Origin of the sequence: Providencia sp. PROV024 (genome assembly GCF_032709665.1) — a bacterium.
GTDB classification, from domain to species: Bacteria; Pseudomonadota; Gammaproteobacteria; order Enterobacterales; family Enterobacteriaceae; genus Providencia; species Providencia huashanensis.
Window position 1 is genome coordinate 1,447,063 of the sequence record NZ_CP120545.1, and the last position, 13,576, is coordinate 1,460,638.

The 13,576-nt window shown below is 41.8% G+C and carries 23 protein-coding genes; 22 read left to right on the forward strand and 1 reads right to left on the reverse strand.

Annotated features, from left to right (window positions below):
- Window positions 1-3: 3 nt before the first annotated feature.
- From P3L56_RS06625 to P3L56_RS06670, 10 genes are all read left to right on the forward strand, one after another.
- Window positions 4-858, forward strand: coding sequence for an ATP-binding protein (locus P3L56_RS06625; protein ID WP_272686309.1), 855 nt, complete (start codon window positions 4-6; stop codon window positions 856-858).
- A gap of 25 nt (window positions 859-883) precedes the next feature.
- The gene (locus P3L56_RS06630) at window positions 884-1,018 is read left to right on the forward strand and encodes a hypothetical protein (RefSeq protein WP_265524607.1); all 135 of its coding nucleotides are present in this window, start codon (window positions 884-886) and stop codon (window positions 1,016-1,018) included.
- Between the two features lie 12 nt (window positions 1,019-1,030).
- Window positions 1,031-1,312, forward strand: a complete 282-nt coding sequence (locus tag P3L56_RS06635; RefSeq protein WP_272529236.1) for a hypothetical protein — start codon at window positions 1,031-1,033, stop codon at window positions 1,310-1,312.
- Window positions 1,299-1,502, forward strand: coding sequence for a DUF551 domain-containing protein (locus P3L56_RS06640; RefSeq protein WP_272686308.1), 204 nt, complete (start codon window positions 1,299-1,301; stop codon window positions 1,500-1,502). Before P3L56_RS06635 ends, P3L56_RS06640 begins: the two co-directional genes overlap by 14 nt.
- Window positions 1,502-1,843: a hypothetical protein gene (locus tag P3L56_RS06645; protein ID WP_048606439.1), complete on the forward strand. Its 342-nt coding sequence runs from the start codon at window positions 1,502-1,504 to the stop codon at window positions 1,841-1,843. The genes P3L56_RS06640 and P3L56_RS06645 overlap by 1 nt, the downstream gene beginning before the upstream one ends.
- A gap of 2 nt (window positions 1,844-1,845) precedes the next feature.
- The gene (locus P3L56_RS06650) at window positions 1,846-2,055 is read left to right on the forward strand and encodes a hypothetical protein (RefSeq protein ID WP_048606440.1); all 210 of its coding nucleotides are present in this window, start codon (window positions 1,846-1,848) and stop codon (window positions 2,053-2,055) included.
- A 9-nt stretch (window positions 2,056-2,064) separates the two neighbouring features.
- Window positions 2,065-2,508: a YbcN family protein gene (locus P3L56_RS06655; protein ID WP_272686307.1), complete on the forward strand. Its 444-nt coding sequence runs from the start codon at window positions 2,065-2,067 to the stop codon at window positions 2,506-2,508.
- Window positions 2,509-2,607: 99 nt separating this feature from the next.
- Window positions 2,608-3,225 carry a recombination protein NinG gene (locus tag P3L56_RS06660; protein WP_272658180.1) on the forward strand — a complete coding sequence of 206 codons (618 nt, stop codon included), beginning with the start codon at window positions 2,608-2,610 and terminating at the stop codon, window positions 3,223-3,225.
- Entirely contained in the window at window positions 3,225-3,425 is a 201-nt protein-coding gene (locus P3L56_RS06665; RefSeq protein ID WP_272686306.1) for a hypothetical protein, read from the forward strand. Before P3L56_RS06660 ends, P3L56_RS06665 begins: the two co-directional genes overlap by 1 nt.
- The gene (locus tag P3L56_RS06670; RefSeq protein ID WP_316927697.1) at window positions 3,422-4,009 is read left to right on the forward strand and encodes a hypothetical protein; all 588 of its coding nucleotides are present in this window, start codon (window positions 3,422-3,424) and stop codon (window positions 4,007-4,009) included. Before P3L56_RS06665 ends, P3L56_RS06670 begins: the two co-directional genes overlap by 4 nt.
- 453 nt (window positions 4,010-4,462) lie before the next feature.
- On the opposite strand, the gene P3L56_RS06675 is transcribed toward P3L56_RS06670, so the two are convergent.
- Window positions 4,463-5,125: a hypothetical protein gene (locus P3L56_RS06675; RefSeq protein ID WP_272686145.1), complete on the reverse strand. Its 663-nt coding sequence runs from the start codon at window positions 5,123-5,125 to the stop codon at window positions 4,463-4,465.
- Window positions 5,126-5,212: 87 nt separating this feature from the next.
- On the opposite strand from P3L56_RS06675, the gene P3L56_RS06680 reads away from it, so the two are divergent.
- From P3L56_RS06680 to P3L56_RS06735, 12 genes are all read left to right on the forward strand, one after another.
- On the forward strand, window positions 5,213-5,527 hold the full coding sequence (locus tag P3L56_RS06680; RefSeq protein WP_226619035.1) for a phage holin family protein: 315 nt from the start codon (window positions 5,213-5,215) through the stop codon (window positions 5,525-5,527).
- Window positions 5,520-5,912 (forward strand): M15 family metallopeptidase, encoded by a 393-nt coding sequence (locus tag P3L56_RS06685; protein WP_272686144.1) that lies wholly within the window; start codon window positions 5,520-5,522, stop codon window positions 5,910-5,912. The genes P3L56_RS06680 and P3L56_RS06685 overlap by 8 nt, the downstream gene beginning before the upstream one ends.
- Window positions 5,909-6,358, forward strand: a complete 450-nt coding sequence (locus P3L56_RS06690; protein WP_272686143.1) for a lysis protein — start codon at window positions 5,909-5,911, stop codon at window positions 6,356-6,358. The genes P3L56_RS06685 and P3L56_RS06690 overlap by 4 nt, the downstream gene beginning before the upstream one ends.
- Window positions 6,355-6,723 (forward strand): hypothetical protein, encoded by a 369-nt coding sequence (locus P3L56_RS06695; RefSeq protein ID WP_272686142.1) that lies wholly within the window; start codon window positions 6,355-6,357, stop codon window positions 6,721-6,723. The genes P3L56_RS06690 and P3L56_RS06695 overlap by 4 nt, the downstream gene beginning before the upstream one ends.
- Window positions 6,724-7,059: 336 nt before the next feature.
- On the forward strand, window positions 7,060-7,485 hold the full coding sequence (locus tag P3L56_RS06700; protein WP_272686141.1) for a hypothetical protein: 426 nt from the start codon (window positions 7,060-7,062) through the stop codon (window positions 7,483-7,485).
- A gap of 67 nt (window positions 7,486-7,552) precedes the next feature.
- Window positions 7,553-7,753 (forward strand): DUF551 domain-containing protein, encoded by a 201-nt coding sequence (locus P3L56_RS06705; protein WP_206277350.1) that lies wholly within the window; start codon window positions 7,553-7,555, stop codon window positions 7,751-7,753.
- A 54-nt stretch (window positions 7,754-7,807) separates the two neighbouring features.
- Complete coding sequence (locus P3L56_RS06710; protein ID WP_042847873.1) at window positions 7,808-7,996, forward strand: hypothetical protein; 189 nt, start codon at window positions 7,808-7,810, stop codon at window positions 7,994-7,996.
- Between the two features lie 54 nt (window positions 7,997-8,050).
- A complete protein-coding gene (locus P3L56_RS06715; RefSeq protein WP_272686140.1) occupies window positions 8,051-8,623 on the forward strand; it encodes a terminase small subunit in 573 nt (190 codons plus the stop codon).
- Window positions 8,620-10,194: a terminase gene (locus tag P3L56_RS06720; RefSeq protein ID WP_272686139.1), complete on the forward strand. Its 1,575-nt coding sequence runs from the start codon at window positions 8,620-8,622 to the stop codon at window positions 10,192-10,194. The genes P3L56_RS06715 and P3L56_RS06720 overlap by 4 nt, the downstream gene beginning before the upstream one ends.
- Complete coding sequence (locus P3L56_RS06725) at window positions 10,194-11,564, forward strand: DUF4055 domain-containing protein (RefSeq protein WP_272686138.1); 1,371 nt, start codon at window positions 10,194-10,196, stop codon at window positions 11,562-11,564. Before P3L56_RS06720 ends, P3L56_RS06725 begins: the two co-directional genes overlap by 1 nt.
- Window positions 11,561-12,682, forward strand: coding sequence for a phage minor head protein (locus tag P3L56_RS06730; RefSeq protein ID WP_272686137.1), 1,122 nt, complete (start codon window positions 11,561-11,563; stop codon window positions 12,680-12,682). The genes P3L56_RS06725 and P3L56_RS06730 overlap by 4 nt, the downstream gene beginning before the upstream one ends.
- A gap of 111 nt (window positions 12,683-12,793) precedes the next feature.
- On the forward strand, window positions 12,794-13,570 hold the full coding sequence (locus P3L56_RS06735) for a hypothetical protein (protein ID WP_272686136.1): 777 nt from the start codon (window positions 12,794-12,796) through the stop codon (window positions 13,568-13,570).
- Window positions 13,571-13,576: the final 6 nt, after the last annotated feature.

A 13,576-nucleotide genomic window follows, 5' to 3' on the forward strand; every position in this document is an offset into this window, starting at 1 on the left:
ATTATGAACCTGACAGAAAGAATTCAAGAAATCGAAAAACACCTGGCAGAGTTTGATAAACAACCTGCTGAAATACCAAACACAGAAATTCATTACCTGGATATCGAATGTGAAACACATGGAGCATACCAGGCTAGAAAACGAGTAAGCACAAGTGGATTAAAGCTCGCATCCCGACCATCACCATGCCCCAAGTGCCTGCTTGAAGAGCTCGAAAAGTTAAGGGCTGAAAAGCAGCAAAGTGACGAGCGTGGCAAAAAACGCCTTATCGAAAATCTCCTGGCTGATCTGAATATTCCTGAACGTTTTATTCCATGCACCCTGGATAATTACGAGCCAGTTAACCAGGAGGCAGCTAGAAACCTAAGTGTTTGCAAAGCGTATGCAAACAAGTGGACGGATAGATTACGGCAGGGTGGCGGGTTGGTTATGTGTGGCAAGCCTGGTACTGGTAAAAATCATCTAGCCCTGGCTATTGCCCGACATGTGATTGAGCAACACCAGGATTCTGCGCTATTCACAACCGCATTACGGATTGCCAGAAAGTTCAAATCAACCTGGAGTAAAAACGCGACCGAAACCGAGTCAGATGTTATTCGAATCTATACCAACCCTGATTTACTGATAATCGATGAAGTAGGTGTTCAATTCGGGTCTGAAGCTGAAAAGCTGATCTTGTTTGAAATCATCAACACCAGGTATGAGCGAATGAAACCAACCATTCTAATCAGTAACCAAACCAGGGAAGAACTGGGCGCGTTCATCGGCGAACGGGTCATTGACCGTATGAGTGACGGTGGCGGTTGTACATTGGCTTTCACCTGGGATAGCTACCGATCACGTAAGCAAGCAGCCTAACACACCAAATCATAAGGACTTCTAGATGTCAGATTGGTTATTTCTAATCGCTGTCACTTACATTTTGATTATGACGGCAACGAGTGAATATGGCGCATGGTGGTCTAACTTTTTACTATCAATTGTCGCTATGTCAATAATTTACGGTCACAAAGAGTAGAGGTGTTGAGTGATGAAAGGAACAACGTTAACAGAGCTGAATAGGCGATATGATTTGCAAGCAATGGCATTAGCAGATAGGCAACACCCTATCGATAGTCAAGATTCAATGCCGTTCTTCAGGGCTCACCTGCGACAAAAGAAAAAACTAATGCCTAGAGGAAAGGTTATGGTCAAGTTAATGAAAATCCAGTGTGCATTCATTAAGTATCGGAAAAGTGAAGAGTATGTACAGAAAAAATGTGATGAATACGCAGCTAAATATCCATTGGAGGCATCTAATGCAGGGAACTAATTGGGTTAAGTGTTCAAATAAAATGCCAGAGAAAGACGTTAGAGTGATGGCAATTTGGAATGGAATGCCAACTATTCTATGTTTATTTTCTATAACTGGATTATGGGACGATGGTGATTTTTACTCATGCATTCCTCTTGAAGATGTAACTCACTGGATGCCACTCCCACCAATGCCAGAGGGTGAATGATGAAGACTGATAAATTAAACAAACGCGAGTTGAAATATTTAGCGCCAGCCGTTTTATATGACTGGGATATCGAGAAAGCACCATATGACTCTAAAGGCTACTGGAATGGTGATCGAATACTTCCAGTTTCTGTAGGTAAAATGGCAGAAAAGCTTATAGCTCAAGGCTACCTAAAAGATGTATCGCTATTTAATCATTTACAACTTAGAGCGACAGAAAAAGCAAGAAGCTTAGAGTGCAAGAATTGTCATCGTGGAAGTGTGCTTAATGAAAACGATGAGCGCACTGGTGAATGCCCTATATGCAGTGGAATTGGCTTAGTGATGGAACAGGAGAGCTAACAGTGAGTGATGGAATCATACATATTAGTTATTACCCATCTTTTCGGCTAAGGCTGCCAGATGGCGGTTATGTTTTCATGTCTTGGCATAAATTTTGTGGGCCAATGTTTTTCAAAGATAAATATGAAAACAGAGAAATTGAAAACTGGCACGAAGATGAGCAAATATGCGGCGCATTAAACTGGTTTATAAATCGAGGTGAAAAAGCATAGGAGGTTAACTTGGAAGCAGATTTCCTCTTTCACGAATCAACCAAAACCGCAGCATGGCAACACCTCAAAGAAGTTCTAGCAACAAACCAACCACACCGAATCATTATCAAGCCTTGGAAGAACAAGCGCTCACTATCTCAAAATTCCACTTTCCATTTGTGGTGCGGAGAGATAAGCAAATATCTATGCAAGAACAAGTCTAATTTCACGCCTGAGACCGTCAAGGAGATGTTGAAGCATACATTCCTAGGCTATGAGGTTACCGAAATGATAGACGCCACCACGCAAGATATAGAGCGCGTCAGGACGTTACGAAAAACATCAAAGTTAGATACGGGTGAAATGTTCCACTTCATGGAGCAGGTTGAATGCTGGGCGGCGGGTATAGGTTGTCTCGTGACAATCCCAAACAATTCGGAATACATGAAACTCAAGGAGCAGCAAGAGATATGAAACGTAAACACCTAAACTTAACACTCGGAGCCAAGTTATTTATTGTTGCCATATTTGCTTGTCTATTTGCATCTGCATGGATATTCATGGAGGCGATATATGGCTAAGGCTAAAAAGCCGAAGCTGAAAACCTGTAAAGAATGCGATAAAGAATTTACTCCCTACCTATCTACTCAAAAAGTCTGTTCTACATCCTGTGCAATAAAATTCGCCTCAAAAGAAATTAAGCGGACCGAAGAAAAGGACCGCAAAAAACGCCTATCTGAGGAAAGGAAAATATTGCGGGTCCGTAAGGAAAAATTAAAGACCAAATCAGACTGGAACAAAGAGGCGCAAGCGGCAGTAAATAAATACATATTCTGGCGTGATTACGGTCAGCCATGTATTGCTTGTGGTAGGCCTTTAAATTACGGGGTAAGAGGTGGGTCCGTAGATGCAAGTCATTACAGGTCTAGAGGTTCGGCAAGACACTTAAGGTTTAATCTTCTCAACATTCATGCTGGCTGTGTTCACTGCAATAGGGACCTGTCAGGAAATCTAATTCCATACCGCATAAATCTCATCAATAAAATCGGCGAAGAGCGAGTAACACGCTTAGAGCACGATAACTCGGCCCGTAAATTTGATATCGAATATCTCAAGCGAATGAAATCAATATTCACTCGTAGGGCCCGTTGGTATGAGAAAAGGCGAAAACAACTCATGGAGGCGGCTTAATGTTCACTGATATAGGCGCAGCAATTGAAGAGGCTAGATGGTTGAGAATAAAGAAAGGCCATGATTACGCGGTTGTTCAAGCGGAATCTGGGGTGATGAAAGTCCATTTGCTTAGGTGGCTAGGCGTAACTTCTAAAATTAGAGTTATGTTTTCGACCAAAGAAGATGGAAACGGAACAGTATTGCCGGAGGTAAGATGAGAAAGGCTTCATTTGAACAAATAGCTTACTTCAGAACTGAAAAGGAAATGAGGAAAAAGCTTTTTGGAACACTTCCAAAGCTAAGCCCATCAGAAAGACCATGGACTAGATATATGCTCACCATATGGGGAAGAAACTACCAAGGAGACGATTCTCCAGATGGCCTAAATATAAATGTTATTGGTCGACTAATGACGAGGGATGAATGGGATGATGGCTCAGCCACTTTGATTCGTGCCACTTTCGATAACTGTAGAAAAATGGGATACACAGGCAATGAGCTAATCGAAAAAGTAAAGGAAATTATTGCACCAAACAAATCAACACTCGGCGCACTTCGCCTCGCCAAAGAAAAAGATGACGCCGAATTTGTTGAAAAGTGTATTAACGAAATTTTACCAACGAGCAACCCGCTTCGTGATGTAGTTATTAAACGCTATAAGCAATGCAAAAGCCCGCAAAACATTCTAGAGGAGCTATCGAGGAAAACAGGTATAGACCTAGACTCTGCTAAACGTCGAGTTAGATGGGCTTGTGCGATGATTGAAGATGCTATTCATCCTATGGTTAGTGATGTCAAGTAGCATTATTTTCTATGTAATTTATTAATAGGAGAAATCTATTGCATTCTGCGCCTAAATAGTATACTGTTTATGTTATGCTCGGTCGTGAAAAGCAAAGAGCAGGTAACAAGGTAAAAGAGGCGGCGCTTGTTATCGATCCCGCCTAGTTGGTCACTTCGTCTATTTGGACTGGAACTCCAACCGCATCGGCTGAGAGGTCGTAAGTGGGTAAAGGTTATCCGCTGATTACGGGCTGAAAAGTTCCGATTAGAGCCTCACTTCGGTGGGGCTTTTTTATGAAAGGTCATACGACACCAATGCCTGCCAAGTAGGTGTCCAAGCCAGAGTACACTACGACTGATGAAGCTGATAGCAGAAACCTAATAGGTCTCGTAGTCCCCCAAACTCTGGTATGGTGGGGGAGTGAGGTAGGCAGTTATAATAATGGGAGTGCCAACTCCCATTGTCTTTAGCTTAAAGTGAGAACCCCTTTGATGGGTCTATCATTTGAATGTAAAGCATGCTTTCTATCTTACTGATTTTATTCTTGTCTGAAGATATATCATTCATCCAAATTTTTACCGCAGATAATACATCTTCGCCAAACTTATCAACTTGCAGTTGTAATGAATTGTTGATTTGATTGCAATGAATAAAAAAGTTATTAGTCATGGGTTGAATAAATCTAAATTTTTGAAGCGTCTCTCTAGCTTTCTGCTCTGATATATCGTCACTACCCTCATGTAGGCATGAGCATCTTAAAGCGTAGAAATCTGACCCGCTTAAAAATACATGCTTCTCCTTAAATGCTCCGACAGATGACGTGTACTTTGGAAGTAGATATTTGTTATACCATTCTATTGTTCTTGCTTTTGACCCTAAGTTTGGGCTGTCTATTTTTCCGCAAATATCAGGTAGTGTTAATGAGATAAATAACACTGAGTACCAGTTTTTTGTTTTTATAGACATATCTAAAGCTTCAATGAAATTATTCATTTTTATCCTTATGTTAATTTTGCTTAAGATAGCCAAAGTCTCATTAAGTTTAATTGTTATCAAGTTCAACTCTCCGGAATTACCGGATAGTTCACATTCAAGAGGTCGCCTAGTGCGGCTTTTTTTCGTATACGCTGCCACAGAATCAATCACCCTCGTTATCAATTAACACAAGAGCTGTGTGCGGCTTTCTATTAACTTTAATCAGCCCCAAGCTAAGGGGGAGGTATGAAGAAAATGCCTTATAAAGACCCCTTCAGTTATAGCTGGGCGAGAGAGTTATTAATCGTAATCATGACGCTATTAGGCTCTATTGCCAGTTATGCATACAAAATCATTAATGGTGAGAAATTTAGTCTCTGGATGTTCATTGCTCAGGCCTTGGTATCCGTGTTTGCTGGCTCATTCGTTTTTCTTGCTGCGTCATATTTTCAATGGGCTCCTGAATATGCAGGCGGGATAGCTGGTATAGCTGGCTGGTCTGGTGCGGAGTTCGTAAAAACAATTGAGCGTAAATTCAAAAGGAAACTAGGTGATGAGTAATTTCAAATTCAGCCAGCGAAGCGAAAACAATCTCAAGGGCGTTAACCCTGATTTAGTGAAAGTCATTCGCCGTACGTTGGAAATAACACCTGTAGATTTCATTGTTATTGAAGGTCTGCGAACTCAAGAGCGACAAAAGCAGCTGGTTGCAGAAAAGAAATCACAAACTATGCACAGTCGCCACTTAACAGGCAATGCAGTAGACATCATCCCTGTGAATACTAAATGGCAGGTTGATGAATTTAAGCCACTATTGAAAGCGGTTAAGCAAGCTGCTGATGAGTTAGGCGTTAAATTGCGCTTCGGTATCAATTGGAAGAACGACCCATCACTACCAATTGAAACTAAGTTCATTGATGCGCCTCATGTTGAGATTCCAGCATGACAACGCTAACTAAAGTCTTGACTGGCGCTTGCGCTATTCTAGCTTTCTGGCTTTGGTGGGTAATGGGTAGTTATGGTGACCTGAAAGGTGATTACTCAACACTGAAGGATAAATTCAGCGAGCAAGTGGCTATCACCACAGACTACGAAAAGCGCATCAACTCCCTTCACGAACTCGATACCAAACACACAACGGAACTCACAAATGCAAAAGCTGAAATTGACCGGTTGCGTATTGCTGCTGAGCGTAATCCTGAGCGGGTGTACATCAGAGCCAGTTGTCCAAAAGGCGAAGCCAATTCCACCTCCGGCGTGGATGATGGAACAGCCGCCAGACCTACTGACTCCGCTATCGGAAATTATTGGTTACTCAGACAACGAATCGCAGAGTCCAAGCAAATGATACTTGGCTTGCAAGATTACATTAGAACGGAGTGTTTACGATGAAGGCGAGACTGCTAGCAATACTCATTGACGTGGTGGTTGCCACATCTCTTTATTTTGGGCTGACTCTGGACAATGAAGGACTAACTAACATCGGGTATTTCACAGGGTGGCTATTTGCTGTCATGGGGATATTACTTATCTTCGTTGATAAAGAGAAATTTGCAAAAACCTACAAACACCAGTCTATAGCGTGGCGAACTTATGATGTATTAAGCGATGTGGCTTATGTAACTTTTGCTGCATATTCTGGCTGGTTCGTACTTGCTACATTCTTTGCTATTGCTTCGATAATCAAAGCGGCAATAAAGAGTGACACTGAAAAATCTTTACTAAAAGCCCGACAAGAAAGCAATACGGGAAATTGAACAACAAAGAAATGCCCCAGATATCGGGGCGAAGCGAGAATAATAGTTCATGAATGTAACGCAACTATACGTTAATCGTGAATGACCACAACCTTAAAAGGTAGTAATCTCAAACGGGTATTACAAATATGAGCCTCCAATTAGGGGGCTTTTTAATGGCTTCTTCGCAATTAAGTGAGGTGGTCAATATCTTGCTGACGGGTAAGCCGTAAGTGACCAAAGTAACGTAGTGATACGTGATGATTGTTGCGAATAACTAAATGCAATGTATATAGATCCGCTCATCAGAGTCTTGGAAATAGTTTATAATTATTTTTTTAGATAATGGGGGATGGTATGGCTTTACAAAGAGAGCACAGTTTGAATGGCTTTATTTTTACTCATAACCTAAACAGTTTTGGTGGTAGGTGGGTTCGAGATTGGTATTTCAAGCCTAAAGATGCTCAAGAGTGGTGCCCATATTATTTGCCTTCCGTGACGGTTAAAAAAAATGATGTTGTAGAATTTTTAAAAAATACGGAAGAAGCCAAGAATTATTATGATAAATGGTTGCTTTCTGCAAGCGATATTGAAGCAGCGGAGAGGCGACTACAGCTCGCACAGCAACGAGTTGAAAAGGTTACTGATCCCAATTGGGATTGTAGTGGAAATAACCCGAACAAAGAAAGTAGAATAATTAAAAATGCTATTAGTGAATTAAGCAGTGCTAAGGCATTTTTGGAAAAGGCTAAAGCATTGAAGAAAAGGCTAAGCAATCAGTAATGGAATGTCACTTCGCGGGCTCTTTATGCGATAATGCGTAGTCTGATTCAAAGAAAGAGGCTACATCATGCGTTGGATTTCAGTAAAAGATGAGTTACCAAAGCCAAATACTCAACAAACCATGTTTATTGTTTGCACAGAACATGGTGTAGGTGTTGCTAGGTATGAATATGATTTTGGTGAGGTTCTGTTTGATGGGAACACTCAATTTCACGGCGATAAAGTTACACACTGGATGCCTATGCCAAGTAAGGCATATGAAAAATAAATAATGCTCTATACAAGCCAACCCGCCCAGTGCGGGTTTTTTATTGGGTGGAATATGAAGAAATACACAGTAACAGCAACAAAGAAAGACGGCACAACATATGAAGGCCTGATGACAACTAAAGAGCCTCGTGTGACTAACGGCCTAATCGCAATCGCACAAGCTGACGGAGCATGGATATACATATCGCCAGACGAGATTAGCAGCGTTGAATATGTGCCAGTTGTTGAAGTAGCAGAATAACCAATCACAAAGCTCACTACGGTGAGTTTTCTAATTTGTTATGAGGATAAAAGAATGGCACTCAACGATAAACAGGAAATGTTTTGTCGCGAGTACCTCATCGATTTAAACGCTACACAAGCGGCTATTCGTGCGGGGTACAGCGAGAAAACTGCTAACGCACAATCTAGTCGATTGTTAGTAAATGTTAACATTCAGAATAGAATTAAAGAACTTAAATCAAATAGAAATGAGCGTATTGAAGTAGATGCTGATTATGTACTCAAGCGTTTAGTTGAAATTGACCAAATGGATGTATTGGACATTCTTCGGGATGACGGAAAGCTTAAGCCAGTTAGTGAATGGCCTAAAACATGGCGCACAACATTATCTGGATTTGATATTTCCACAACAATTCGTGATTACGATGAAAGCACTGAAGAAACCATTCTCAAGAAAATTAAATGGCCTGACAAAGTCAAAAGCCTTGAGCTTCTAGGTAAACACATCAAAGTTCAGGCGTTCAAAGAACAAATTGAGCAGAAAGTCGAAGCCACACATAACATCATGCCAGTTCCATCGTGTGACAATGTTGATGATTGGGAGAAGGCTGCACAACAGCAACAAGGTGAGGTACTAGGTGGATGAATTACAACGTAGTATGGAAACCTTTACCCGGCTCTCAGTCCTTATCACTAAGTTGTCCGTGTAACGAGATTTTGTATGAAGGAACGCGTGGCCCCGGAAAAACAGCAGCACAACTTGCCCGCTTTAGACGTAATGTGGGTATTGGCTATGGCTCATTTTGGCGCGGTATAATATTTGACATAGAATACAAAAACCTTGCCGACATCATTACGCAATCCAAACGTATGTACCGGCTATTTAAAGATGGCGCTCGCTTTCTTGCTTCAGCCTCAGAATTGAGATGGGTATGGCCCACAGGCGAGGAACTGCTATTTCGTTTTGGCAAAGAAGCGGATGATTATTGGGATTACCACGGGCAAGAATTTCCCTTTATTGGTTTTAACGAATTAACCAAGCAAAAATCACCCGATTTCTATGAGGCGATGTTCTCTTGTCGACGCTCATCATTTAGGCCAAAAGATTACCCTCTTGAAAATGGCACATTACTAAAGCCCATCCCTTTAGAAACATTCAGTACTACGAATCCATTTGGTATTGGTCATACATGGGTGAAAAAGCGCTTTATCGAGCCAAAACCACGAGGAACAGTTATTCGAGAAACACAAAAAGTGTTTAACCCGCAAACTGAGCGTGACGAAGAAATCACACTAACTCGCGTCGCTATCCACGGTTCATTTAAGGAAAATCCGTACTTAGATCCCCAATACATCGCCACGCTCATGAGCATTAAAGATCCAAACCGCAAAAAGGCGTGGGTGGAAGGTTCTTGGGATGTAACAAGTGGTGGGCGCTTTGACCATCTTTGGAATGCAACGCATCACGTTATTAAGCCATTTAATATTCCTGAAAGCTGGACAGTTGATCGCTCTCATGACTGGGGGGAATCGAAGCCATTCTCTAATCTTTGGTGGGCTCAATCAGACGGCACTGAGGCAACACTATCAGATGGTCGTAAATTCTGCCCTCCTGCTGGTTCCTTAATTCTGATTGGTGAATGGTATGGCTGCCCTCCTGATGAATTGAATAAAGGGCTGAATATGTCATCAACTAACGTTGCTAAAGGCATTAAGTGGATTGATGAGCGTTTGGTTGGTATTGATTCAGTTGTTCCAAGTGAAATAAGCAAGGACGGGAAAACGCAGGGGCAATTAAACATCATGCCGGGCATTTGTAAAAAGGTAATTAAAGGACCTGCTGATAACTCCATTTACACACCAAGCGATGATGAAGACTCTATTGCTCAAAAAATGGAGGCTCAAGGTGTCGAATGGATGAAAGCAAACAAGAATCCCGGCTCACGTATTAATGGTGCGTCTTTATTTGCTGACATGCTTGAGGCTGTGATTGAAGGCAAAAAAACAGAGTCAGGGATGCCAGAGAAGCCCGCTTTCTATGTATTTGATTATTGTCGTGGATGGATTAGTCGTGTCCCTGTTTTAGTTCGAGACTCTAAAAACCCTGACGATGTAGATACCGAGCAAGAAGACCACGATTGGGATGCCACGCGCTATCGAGTCTTACACAAACCTATTCGCCCAGCATTTGAAATTAACCTAGGAACAACCTTCTGATGAGTACAACAAATGTAGATTTTACTCGACCGGAGTATAAAGCAGCAGCTCCTCAGTGGGAGTTAGTTCGCTCTGTTTGTCGAGGTGGTGATGATATAAAAAGTTATCTCCCCGAGCTTGAAGAGCAGGATAGTAAACGCAAAAAGAAGCGTAACAAAGATTATCAAGACCGTGCAGTGTTCTACCCAATAACGGGCAATACGCGAAATGGCATGATAGGGATGGCGTTTAAAAAAGATCCCTTAGTTGCTGTTATGGAAAAGTTATCTTGTTTAAAAGATGATGCAGACGGTGCAGGTTCAAGTATTTATCAGCTTGCTCAATCTTCACTTGAATCTGTATTAGAAGTTGGTCGACATGGACTATATGTTGATTACAACAGTGATTCTAAACTTCCATACATATTTCAATATCGAGCTGAAGATATTATTAACTGGCGCACTGACCGAATAAATGGTCGAACTATGTTAACGCTGGTGGTATTGCGTGAGACGGTTGAAGAAGAGGACGGATTTGGATTTAAAGACGTTCTTCAATACCGTGTATTGGTGATAGAAGAAGGTAAATTTATCTGTCGTGTTTATCGTAAACCAAGTGGAAGCAGTGTTTTTGAGATTGATTCTGAATACATTCCCGAAAGAGCAGGTAACGGCGTGTGGGATGAAATACCCTTTACGTTTATTGGTGCTCAGAATAACGATCACACTATCGATGAAGCTCCATTGTTAGGGTTGGCAAAAATCAATTTAGGACATTATCGGAACTCTGCTGATTATGAAGATTCAGTATTCTTTTGTGGACAAGTTCAGCCTTATATTGGAGGACTAAACGAGCAATGGCGTGATTGGTTACAAGAAAAAGGTGTAATGGTTGGCTCTCGTTCGCCAATTTTACTACCAGATAAGGGATCTTATGGTTATGTTCAAGCTCAGCCGAATATGTTGGCTAAAGAGGCGATGGACAGTAAGCGCGATTATATGGTGGCGCTCGGTGCTCAGTTAGTTTCTGCTGACAGTAAGGTTAAAACGGTTATTCAGTCTGTCGGTGAGCAGAACGCACAAACCTCTATCCTGAGTATCTGTTGCTCTAACGTTTCCGATGCATTCAGTAAAGCTCTAATGTGGTGTGCTGAATACCTTGGTTTAGAAACGAAAGACGCTTCCTTTGAAATTAACAAAGACCTCGTTAATCATATTGCCGATAGTTCGATGATCCGTGAAATCGTCGCAGCATGGCAATCTGGCGCAACGCGTAAATCAGATTTAGTGAGAAGTTTACAGAAATACGATGTTATCAATCCTGCTGATGATGTGGATGTAGTGGTGGACGAGCTTAATAATCAAGAACCTACAATGGTAGGTGAGACATGAGATCAGTGAATGAGCGGTTAATGGATGAATTGATTGCTCACTCCCTGTTTTCTGGTCGCTATTCTACAGGGGTGGCGAGACGTATGATGAAAGCTCTTAATGAGTTTGATGCTGAATTAACTGCTTCACTTATTGTTGCCTTAGATGATGCCTCCATCAATGTTAATAGCTTCACTGCAAGGCGATTGGAGTCACTGTTATCAAGTGTCAGAAGTATTAATAAGCGAGCTGTTGATAGTGCTTTTTCGCTACTGACGGAAGAAATGAGAGCGCATGCATTATATGAGGCTGGTTACTACCCATCCTTGTTTGACGCTCTACTCCCGGATGTTGTTCTACGCAAATATCCACTAATGAGTATTACTGAGGAAATGCTATATTCCTCAGTCATGTCTCGTCCATTTCAAGGGAAATTACTTTCTGAATGGGCTAATGGGTTAGAGTCAGATCGCATGACACGCATAAATAACGCTGTTCGGAATGGTTATTTAAATGGCGATAGTGCAGTAGAGATTGGTCGTAAAATTAGAGGGCATGCAAACCAAGGTTATAAAGATGGTGTATTGCAACTAAGTCGAACTAATGCGACGACAATAGCTAAAACGGCCATTAGCCATTTACAAGCGACAGCGCGAGATCAGTTTGCTGATGCAAATAAAGACATTCTTGATTGTAAGCAATGGTTATCTACCCTCGATAATAAAACATCTCACGATTGTATTATTCGAGATAGGTTGAAATACACGCTGGAAGGTAAGCCTATTGGGCATAAAGTTCCTTATCTACAAGGCCCCGGGAAAATCCACTTCAATTGCCGGTCAACAGAAACATTGGTCACTAAATCATGGCGTGAATTAGGCATTGATTTAGATGAGATGGATGCAGGAACACGAGCATCAATGGATGGACAAGTTCCTGCTGATACTAATTTTCTTGATTGGATACAGCGACAGCCTGAATGGCGACAGCGACAGGTGTTTGGGGAGACACGATTTAGATTGATGAAAGAAGGTGGTATGAACCCTTCTGAGTTTTACACTGATAAAGGTGAATTTATTTCTCTCGAACAACTCAGAGAGATAGACCAGCTAGCTTTTAGAGAGGCTGGGTACAGCTAATCAATTACTATTTAACAAGGTCACTTCGGTGGCCTTTTTTATTACCTAAATTCAGCTTAGGGCTGACTTATTACAACGCGTTAGGCGCATTTCAATCCCAAGGGGAATCACATGTTATTTATGAATATCGAACGCAAATACTACTCACAGACTGATGATGGTTCGCAAGGTGGCGGCGGTGGTGGAACACTGGAAATCACTCCAGAAATTCAAGCCATTATTGACAAAGCGGTAAATGAGCAAGTGTCAGGGCTAAAGGCTAAGCGCGATGAGCTGTTAGGAAAGGTGAAAGAGCAAGGCGATAGTTTAAAGCGCTTTGAAGGCATTGATCCTGACACGGTGAAGGGGATGCTTAAGCGCTTTGAGAATGACGAAGAGGCAAAACTTATTGCGGATGGCAAGATTGATGAAGTCATTAACAAACGTACTGAGCGTTTGCGTGGTGATGTTGATAAGCAACTGAAAGAAGCAAACTCCAAAGTAGAAAAGGCGGAGGCGTTTGCAAATAAATTCCGTGCTCGTGTATTAGGCGATGAAATTCGCTCCGCAGCAGGGAAAGCGGGCGCATTAACCAGCGCTCAAGAAGATTTAATTTTACGTGCCAAAGGCATTTTTCAAATCAACGATGAAGGTCAGGCCGTAGCCGTTGATGAAGATGGTAATCCAATCATGGGTAAAGACGGGCGAACACCTCTATCACCTGTTGAATGGATTGAATCCCTCAAAGAAAACGCACCCCATTTATTTCCTACCGCTTCGGGTACGGATGCAGGTAAACACAAGCAAGGTGGTGCACATCTTAAACGTTCTCAAATGTCCGCTAGTGATAAGGCTGATTATATTCGCCGATATGGGCGTGACGCATATTTAAAACTTCCAAAAGAGTAAGGAAAT